Raw genomic sequence first — 8,689 nt, forward strand, 5'->3', positions numbered from 1 at the left:
TTGCCTCGAACGGCTACGGCGAGCATTCGCCCGGCAAGTACTCGCTGCTCGCCGCGCTGGTGGCCGAGGTGGTGATGACGATGATGTTCCTGCTCGTCATCCTCGGCAGCACCGACAAGCGCGCGCCGGCCGGCTTCGCGCCGCTGGCCATCGGCCTGTGCCTGACGCTGATCCACCTGATCAGCATCCCGGTCACCAACACCTCGGTGAACCCGGCACGCAGCACCGGCGTGGCGGTGTTCGTCGGCGACTGGGCGATCGGGCAGCTGTGGCTGTTCTGGGTCGCGCCGATCGTCGGCGCGGTGCTCGGCGCGCTGGTCTACAAGTTCATCGGCGAAGGCGACTGAGGCAGGCCCACGACCGCGCCGCCCTGGTCACAGCGGCAACGCGGTCGTGTTCTTGACGCGGTCGAGCACGAAACTCGTCTTGCAGTCCTCGACGCTCGGGTGGCGCAGCAGCGTGTCCATCACGAAGCGCGAGTAGTGCGCCATGTCCTCGACGACCACGCGCAGCAGGTAGTCCATCTCGCCGGTCAGCGCGGCGCACTCCACCACTTCCGGCCAGGTCTGCACCGAAGCCCGGAACAGGTCCATCGGGTTGCGCTTGTGCACCTCGGCGTGTTTCTCCAGGCGCACGTTCAGGTAGGCCGTGAGGCCGAGGCCGACACGCTCCGGCGCCACCAGAGCCACGTAGCTGGCGATCACGCCGGCTTCCTCCAGCCGTTTGACGCGCCGCAGCGTGGCCGAGGGCGACAGGCTGACCTGCGCGGCGAGCACGTCGTAGGTGATGCGGCCATCGGCCTGCAGCGCGCGAAGAATGCGCCGATCGATCGCATCGAGCGGGATCGCAGTTTCCATTCGGTGAATTTTGCAGCTTTCCTGCGCTAGACGCCAGACTGACGCCAGAACTTGCAGAATTCCTGCGCACGCCCGCTTCTACAGTGCGATCCAGCGTTGAGACAGATCAAACGCACGACCCCACAGCAGGAGCGCCGCATGCAATTCACCCCCTGGGACAATCCGATGGGCACCGATGGCTTCGAGTTCATCGAGTACGCGGCGCCGGACCCGGCTGCACTGGGCCAGCTGTTCGAGACGCTGGGCTTCCGTGCCATCGCGAAGCACCGCACGAAGAACGTGCTGCTGTACCGCCAGGGCGAGGTGAACTTCGTCGTCAACGCCGAGCCGGACTCGTTCGCGCAGCGCTTTGCCCGCCTGCACGGCCCCTGCGTCTGCGCGATGGGCTTTCGCGTGAAGGACGCGCGCCAGGCCTATGAGCGCGCGCTGGGCCTCGGCGCCTGGGGCTTCGACAACAGGACCGGGCCGATGGAACTGAACATCCCGGCGATCAAGGGCATCGGCGACAGCCTGATCTACTTCGTCGATCGCTGGCACGGCAAGGACGGCGCGGCGCCCGGCGCGATCGGCAACATCAGCATCTGGGACGTCGACTTCGTGCCGCTGGCCGGCGCCGAGGCCTCGGTGGCCGGCCACGGCCTGACCTACATCGACCACCTGACGCACAACGTTCACCGCGGCCGCATGAAGGAATGGGCCGAGTTCTACGAGCGCCTGTTCAACTTCAAGGAAGTACGCTACTTCGACATCGAGGGCAAGCTGACGGGCCTGAAGAGCAAGGCCATGACCAGCCCCTGCGGCAAGATCCGCATCCCGATCAACGAGAGCAGCGACGACAAGAGCCAGATCGCCGAGTACCTCGACCTGTACCACGGCGAGGGCATCCAGCACATCGCGCTGGGCACGAACGACATCTACGCCACCGTCGACGGCATGAAGAAGGCCGGCGTCGCCTTCCAGGACACCATAGCGACCTACTACGACCTGGTCGACAAGCGCCTGCCCAACCACGGCGAGAAGCTGGCCGAGCTCAAGCGCCTGCGCATCCTGATCGACGGCGCCACGCACCAGGGCGCACCGAACGAACTGCTGCTGCAGATCTTCACGCAGACGGTGATCGGGCCGATCTTCTTCGAGCTTATCCAGCGCAAGGGCGACGAGGGCTTCGGCGAAGGCAACTTCCGCGCGCTGTTCGAGAGCATCGAGCTCGACCAGGTGCGCCGCGGCGTGCTGCAGGACAAGACCACGGCCTGAGGAGACTCGCCATGAATGCGCAGCCGGACTTCCACTCGGGCATCAACCAGGGCGTTGCGCCGGTCACCTATGGCCAGGGCGATCGCCCGCCGCGTGGCGACTACGCGCAGGCCAAGGCCGACTACACGTGTGACCAGCAGTGGGAGCGCTACACGGCCGCGGACCACGAACTCTATCGCCGCTTGTACGAGCGCCAGGCGGCACAGTTGCCGGGCCTCGCCTGCGAGGAGTTCATCGCGGCGGTGAAGCACCTGGGTGCGCCGGACCGCATTCCGCGCTTCGATGCGCTGAGCGAGACGCTGCACCGCGCCACCGGCTGGGAAGTCGTCGCGGTGCCCGGGCTGATTCCCGAGGAAGCGTTCTTCGCGCTGCTCGCCGCACGCCGCTTCCCGGTGACCGGCTGGATCCGCACGCCGGAGGAGTTCGACTACGTGGTCGAACCCGACGTCTTCCACGACCTGTTCGGCCATGTGCCGCTGCTGTTCAACCCGATGTTCGCCGACTACATGCAGGCCTACGGCGCCGGCGGCCTGAAGGCGAGCCGGCTCGAGGCCTGCGAGTACCTCGCGCGGCTGTACTGGTACACGGTGGAGTTCGGCCTGATAACCACGCCGGCCGGCTTGCGCGCCTACGGTGCCGGCATCCTCTCCTCGGCCGGCGAGCTGCGCCACAGCGTCACCAGCCCGACGCCACGGCGCCTGCCCTTCGACCTCGAGCGCATCATGCGCACGCGCTACAGGATCGACGACTACCAGGCCAGCTACTTCGTCATCGACAGCTTCGCGCAGCTGTTCGAAGCCACCGCACCGGACTTCGCGCCGATCTACCGCCGCGTCGCCGGTGCGCCCGAGTTCGAAGCCGATTCCACGGGCGACACACGCGCCCAGACGGCGTCGAACACCGCCGGCTGATCGGCCAGGTGCACGTGCGCGCTGCCGGCCACGTGTCGGTTGTCGGCGCCGGGCAAGGTGGCCGTCGACGGCGGGAAGACGATGTTGTCGCAGTGGCTGTAGAAGCAGGTGAAGTTCGCGTAGGGTGAAGCGCCCGCGCGTGCAGTCTCTGCGGCCTGCAGTTCGTCGAGCCAGTCGTTGGGGCGGCGCATCTGCAGGCCGTTCGGTGTGACACCGAAGCGCGCCAACCAGGTGCCATGGTGGGGCGAGCCGATCGTCACGACATGCTCGACGGCGTCGCGCTCCGTGCTGCGTGACAGCCATGCACGCACCGCCAGGCCGCCCATGCTGTGCGCGACGATCAACGGCGCGCGCCCAGTGGCTTCACGCACGCGGCGCACCGCCTCGTCGACGATGGGCACATAGTCGTCGATGCGGCCGAACACCGGCTCCAGGTTCACCGCGACGAAAGGAATGCCGGCCGCACGCAGCCGCGCCAGCCAGGGATTCCAGAACCCGCGATTGCAGACGAAGCCGTGCACGAAGACGACGCCGAGGCGGCCACGATGACTCGCGCCGAGATGGTCAGGCTCGGCGTGCGAGCGGAACGGCTGGCGCCAGCAGAACACGCGCGGCGCAGAGACGACTTCGCCCCACCAGGCGCGCAGCAACTGCGCGGCGGTGGCACGCGGCGCCGGGTCGTCGCCACGCACCCGCGACAGCATGGCGAACTCCAGTGCGAGAAAGAGCGCGTAGCCGAACAGCAGCAGCAGCGCGCCGCCGCAGGCCCAACCCCATTCGCCCTGGCGGCCAAACCACCACGCCCACAGCGCGGCCAGCGCGATCAGGGAGAGGGTGGTGGCCTGCTGGAGCCGTGCGAGCATGCGGCGATGCTATCGCCTCAGGCGAGCACGACGTCGCGGCCGCTCAGGCGCTTGGCCAGACGAGTCGCCAGTCGATTGACGATGCCGTAGATCGACAGCTGTGGATTGGCGCCGATGCTGGTCGGGAAGATCGAGCCGTCGTGCACCGACAGGTTGGCGATCTGCCAGTGCGTGCCGTCCGGTCGCACGACACCTCGCCGTTCTTCTCCAGCCATGCCGCAGCCGCCCATCACGTGCGCGCTGACGACGCGCGTCAGCAGCGGCTTCATCGGCAGGGCCGCGATGGCCTCGCGCGCCTGCTTCCAGGAGGTGTAGGGCTGCGCCATCTCGTGAACCGGCAGCACAGAGGCGGCGCCGGAGGCGAACTGGATCTCGGCCATGCTGAGGAAGGCACGGCGCGCACCGTCCATCACGAAGTCGTTGAGCGGGTAGTCGAGCACCGGCGAGCCATCCGAGCGCAGCGTCACGCGACCGCCCGGCGACTGCTCGTGAAAGCCGTCGCGCATCAGCGCCAGCAGCGCATGCGTCTTCGGGAACTGCGACAGCAGGTCGGCCTGCTGCTGGCCGTAGCCCGGCAAGGTGGAGGCGAAGATCACCGGATGGATGGGCGGCGCCTCGAGCTTGTAGCCGATCGCACCGTCGATCGGCTGGGTCTCGAGGAAGTGGTCGGTGTAGATCGTCTGCGGTGCGCCGTTCCAGCCCGCGATCTCGCGATCGAACAGCGCCGCGGAAATTACCACCGGATGGAGGAAGGTGCGCCGCCCGAGCAGTGCGCTGGGGTCGGGAACGTCGGAGCGCAGCAGCAGCGCCGGCGAGTTGATCGCGCCGCCAGCGACCACGTAGTGCCTGGCCGTGATGTGCACGGAGGCCTCGGACGCAATGCGCCCGTCGAGCTGTACCGGCACGCAATGCAGCGCCTCGATCCGGTCTCCCTTGAGTAAGAGCCGCTCGGCGCGTGTCTGCACCAGCAGTGTCGCGCCACGCTCCAGCGCGGCGGGTAACGTGGTCACCAGCATCGACTGCTTGGCATTGGTCGGGCAGCCCATGCCGCAGGAGCCGAGGTTCCAGCAGCCCTTGACGTTGCGCTGGATCATCGGCGCGGTGATGCCCAGCGCGGTGGCGCCGCGGCGCAGCAACTCGTTGTTGTCGTTCGGGGCCGTCAGCCAGGGACCGACGTTCAGGCGACGCTCGGCCTGCACGAACCAGGGCGCGAGCGCGTCGGCGCCGTAGTCGGCGAGCCCGAACTGCTCACCCCAGTGATCGAGTGTCGGTGTGGGCGTGCGAAACGAGCTGGTCCAGTTGACCGTGGTCGAGCCGCCGACGCAGCGCCCCTGCAGGATGTTGATGCCCTTGTCGGCCGTCTTGCGCGCCGCGCTCTCCTGGTAGAGCGTCGGGTAGGCCTCACTTTCGCGCTGGTGGAAGTCGGTGCTGCTGCGCAGCGGCCCTTCCTCGACGATCACGACCTTGAGCCCGGCCTGGCTGAGCAGTTCGGCCGTGATGCCTGCACCGGCGCCACTGCCGACGATGGCCACGTCGCACTCGATGCGTTCGGGCAATGCGCCGTGGGAACCGCCGAGCACGCGCCAGCCTCGCGCAAGACCTTCGCGGATGGGGTCGGGCAGACGACTCATGATGGTTTCGCGTTCAGAGATCCGACGGGCCAGGGTAGCCAAGGTGTGACCAGGCCGACGGGTCGGAGAAGTAGGCAGCGTTGGTCAGGTCGCGCAGTGCGTGGTAGGCCTGCTGCTTCAACGCCAGCGAAGAGACCCGCATGCCCTGCAGCGCGGCCTGGACTTGCGCCACGCTGGCCTCGGGCCAACCGGACGACAGACCTGCCAGGGCGAGGCGCCCCGGCGGCGCCGACAGCAGCGCCAGCAGTTGCGACAGCTCCGCCCGCACCGGCGCCGGGAACGCGGCGATCGCGGCTTCGAGCCTCGACAGATGGGCATCGAGCGCTGCACCACGCGCCGAAGTGCCCGGTGGGAGCACCCCGTCCAGCACGCCGAGCGCAACGGAGCGCATCACCTCGCGCGGGCCGTCGCGCAGGCGTCCGTCCGTGAGTGCGGGACGCAACAGCACCACGGATCCGCCGGCGATGGTGAGCAGCGCCGTGGCGCCGAGTCCGAGTTTCAGAAGTGTGCGTCGCTGCATCGTCGCGTGAGTGCCGGCATGCCAGCGGCCGGCGCGGTGGAGTCTTGCACCATTCGCCCGGCGCGGCCTAGAGCGGATCGACTAACGCAGGGTCTCGGAAACCCGCGCACCGCCTATACAGTGAGGGTGCGAACCTCCGCACCGCATGCCTGCCAGCGCGCAATCCATCCTGTCCCAGCTCGACATCGTCGAGCGCGAACGAACGCTGCGAGCGGGCGACCTGTTGCTGCGCGCATCGGTCCAAGCCGTGAAGGCCTACCAGCAACGCCGCTTCTCGTTGACGTACAGCGATCTGCTGGGGAGCGCGCGCTATGCCGGCGCGGCGCGCTTCTTTCTCGACGAGCTTTATGGACCGCGCGACTTTTCCGAGCGCGATGCCCAGTTCGCGCGTGTGGTGCCCGCGCTGGTGAGGCTGTTTCCGCACGAGATCGTCGAGACCGTGGACACCCTGGCTCGACTGCATGCGCTGTCGGAAACACTGGACACGGGAATGGGCCGGCAGTTGCTCGGGGTCCAGCCTGATCGGGCGAACTATGTGCGTGCCTGGCAGGCGGTCGGCGACCGGAGCGATCGCGAAGCGCAGATCGCGCTCACCCTGTCGGTCGGTCGCGATCTGGACCGGCTCACGCGCAAGCCGCTGTTGCGCACGACGCTGCACCTGATGCGCGGCCCGGCTCGCGCCGCGGGTTTGCCGGCGCTTCAGCAGTTCCTCGAGTTGGGCTTTGACACCTTCAAGGCCATGGGCGGCGCTGACGAGTTCATTGCAATCGTGGGTGAGCGGGAGCGCTCGCTGGCGCGCACGTTGTTCGAGTTTCCGTTGGATCCGACGTCAGACTCGCTGACCAGTCCGCTGCTTCTAGGACAACTACCATAGCGGCCGCATGGCTCGGCCGCGAGCATGCCGGACGCGCACTCAACCCGAGAGGATCCTTTGGCCACCATCGCTGACCGCCCCTGGCTTGCGAGCTATCCGCCGGGCGTTCCTGCCCAGATCGATGCGTCGAGCTACAACTCGCTCACGCAGTTGTTGGAGGAAGCCTTCCGTGCTCATGCACGCTCGTGTGCGGCGGTATGCATGGACAGCGAGCTCAGCTTTGCTCAGCTCGACGAGCTGTCGGCCTCGCTCGGCGCCTGGCTGCAGAACCGGGGGCTCAGGCGCGGCGCACGCGTCGCGTTGATGATGCCCAACATACTGCAGTATCCCGTGGCGATTGCTGCCGTCCTTCGGGCAGGCATGGTGGTTGTCAATGTGAACCCGCTGTACACGGCGCGGGAGCTCGAGCACCAACTCAAGGACTCCGGCGCCGAGGCGATCGTGGTGCTGGAGAACTTTGCCGGCACGCTGGCCGAGGTCATCGAGCGCACGGACGTGAAGCACGTGGTACTGGCGGCAATGGGCGATCTGCTCGGGTTCTGGAAAGGCCAGTTGGTGAACCTGGTCGTGCGGCACGTGCGCAAGATGGTCCCCGAGTTCGGGCTGCCCCTGGGTGGCGGGCGCTCCGTCACCCGCTTCAACATGGCCATCGCCGAGGGTACGCGCATGAACCTGCGGCGCGTCGAGATCGGGCCCGACGACGTGGCGTTCCTGCAATACACAGGCGGTACGACCGGGGTTTCCAAGGGTGCCACTTTGCTGCACCGAAACGTCGTGGCCAACGTGCTGCAGTCGGAGGCGTGGTTCCGGCCCAAGCTCGACAGCTTGCCGGCGGATCGGCAGTTGACAGTGGTTTGTGCATTGCCGCTTTATCACATCTTTGCGTTGACGGCGTGCTTCATGCTGGGCGCGCGCCTCGGGATGAAGTGTCTGCTGATTCCGAACCCGCGCGACATCCCCGGGTTCGTGCAGACGCTTGCGCGTCATCGCGTCAGCATGTTCCCCGCGGTGAACACCCTGTTCAACGCGTTGGCGAACGATCCCGATTTCGCTCGGCTGGACTTTTCGAACCTGGTGATCTCCAACGGCGGCGGCATGGCGGTGCAGCGCGCCACGGCGGAGAAATGGCGGCACATCACTGGTTGCCCGATCGTGGAGGGCTACGGCTTGTCAGAGACTTCGCCGGTGGTGACCATCAACCGTTTCGATCTCGCCGAGTTCAGCGGCAGCATTGGGCTGCCAGTGCCTTCGACGCTGGTGGCGATCCGCGACGACGACGGCCGCGATGTCGGGCTGGGCCAGCCGGGGGAAATCTGCATCAAGGGCCCGCAGGTGATGGCGGGCTACTGGAACCGGCCCGACGAGACCGTCAAGGTCATGACCGACGATGGCTTCTTCCGCTCCGGGGATGTCGGCGTGATGGATGCCGACGGTTCAATCCGGATCGTTGATCGAAAGAAGGACATGATCCTGGTCTCCGGCTTCAACGTCTATCCAAACGAGATCGAGCAAGTGGTGAGCCTGCACCCGGGTGTGCTGGAATGTGCGGCGGTGGGCGTTCCGGACGAGCGCTCGGGAGAGGCGGTGAAGCTGTTCGTGGTGCGGCGCGACGCTTCGTTGACAGAGGGAGATCTGGCCGACTTCTGCAAGGAGAACTTCACCGCCTACAAGCGGCCGAAGCATGTCGAGTTTCGCGACGAACTACCCAAATCCAACGTTGGGAAGATATTGCGTAGAGAATTGCGAGGCTGAAGGGCTCGCGTTCTAGCAGTCGGAAAC

Annotated in this window: 9 protein-coding genes; 5 read left to right on the top strand and 4 right to left on the bottom strand. The window is 67.0% G+C overall.

Going from position 1 to position 8,689, the window contains the following annotated elements; translation table 11 throughout:
• The coding region (locus AAG801_RS37745; RefSeq protein ID WP_341893028.1) for an aquaporin at positions 1-347 on the top strand (347 nt) is incomplete at its 5' end.
• Positions 348-374: 27 nt separating this feature from the next.
• Here AAG801_RS37745 and AAG801_RS37750 read toward each other — a convergent pair.
• Positions 375-857: an Lrp/AsnC family transcriptional regulator gene (locus AAG801_RS37750; RefSeq protein ID WP_341893029.1), complete on the bottom strand. Its 483-nt coding sequence runs from the start codon at positions 855-857 to the stop codon at positions 375-377.
• Between the two features lie 138 nt (positions 858-995).
• Here AAG801_RS37750 and hppD point away from each other — a divergent pair, with 138 nt between their 5' ends.
• Both hppD and phhA read left to right on the top strand, forming a co-directional pair.
• A complete protein-coding gene (gene hppD / locus AAG801_RS37755) occupies positions 996-2,111 on the top strand; it encodes a 4-hydroxyphenylpyruvate dioxygenase (protein WP_341893030.1) in 1,116 nt (371 codons plus the stop codon).
• 11 nt (positions 2,112-2,122) lie between these two features.
• Positions 2,123-3,022, top strand: coding sequence for a phenylalanine 4-monooxygenase (phhA, locus tag AAG801_RS37760; protein WP_341893031.1), 900 nt, complete (start codon positions 2,123-2,125; stop codon positions 3,020-3,022).
• Here the strand turns inward: phhA and AAG801_RS37765 are convergent.
• Genes AAG801_RS37765 through AAG801_RS37775 form a run of 3 tightly spaced genes read right to left on the bottom strand, consistent with a single transcriptional unit; the run spans position 2,935 to position 6,036 of the window.
• A complete protein-coding gene (locus AAG801_RS37765) occupies positions 2,935-3,885 on the bottom strand; it encodes a permease (protein ID WP_341893032.1) in 951 nt (316 codons plus the stop codon). The two genes, phhA and AAG801_RS37765, sit on opposite strands and share 88 nt — an antisense overlap.
• A gap of 17 nt (positions 3,886-3,902) precedes the next feature.
• Positions 3,903-5,516: a GMC family oxidoreductase gene (locus AAG801_RS37770; RefSeq protein ID WP_341893033.1), complete on the bottom strand. Its 1,614-nt coding sequence runs from the start codon at positions 5,514-5,516 to the stop codon at positions 3,903-3,905.
• 13 nt (positions 5,517-5,529) lie between these two features.
• Positions 5,530-6,036, bottom strand: a complete 507-nt coding sequence (locus AAG801_RS37775) for a hypothetical protein (protein WP_341893034.1) — start codon at positions 6,034-6,036, stop codon at positions 5,530-5,532.
• A gap of 145 nt (positions 6,037-6,181) precedes the next feature.
• On the opposite strand from AAG801_RS37775, the gene AAG801_RS37780 reads away from it, so the two are divergent.
• Both AAG801_RS37780 and AAG801_RS37785 read left to right on the top strand, forming a co-directional pair.
• Positions 6,182-6,910 carry a hypothetical protein gene (locus tag AAG801_RS37780; RefSeq protein ID WP_341893035.1) on the top strand — a complete coding sequence of 243 codons (729 nt, stop codon included), beginning with the start codon at positions 6,182-6,184 and terminating at the stop codon, positions 6,908-6,910.
• A gap of 57 nt (positions 6,911-6,967) precedes the next feature.
• On the top strand, positions 6,968-8,662 hold the full coding sequence (locus AAG801_RS37785; RefSeq protein ID WP_341893036.1) for a long-chain-fatty-acid--CoA ligase: 1,695 nt from the start codon (positions 6,968-6,970) through the stop codon (positions 8,660-8,662).
• The last annotated feature ends 27 nt before the right edge of the window (positions 8,663-8,689 follow it).

The organism is Variovorax sp. YR752, from assembly GCF_943372545.1.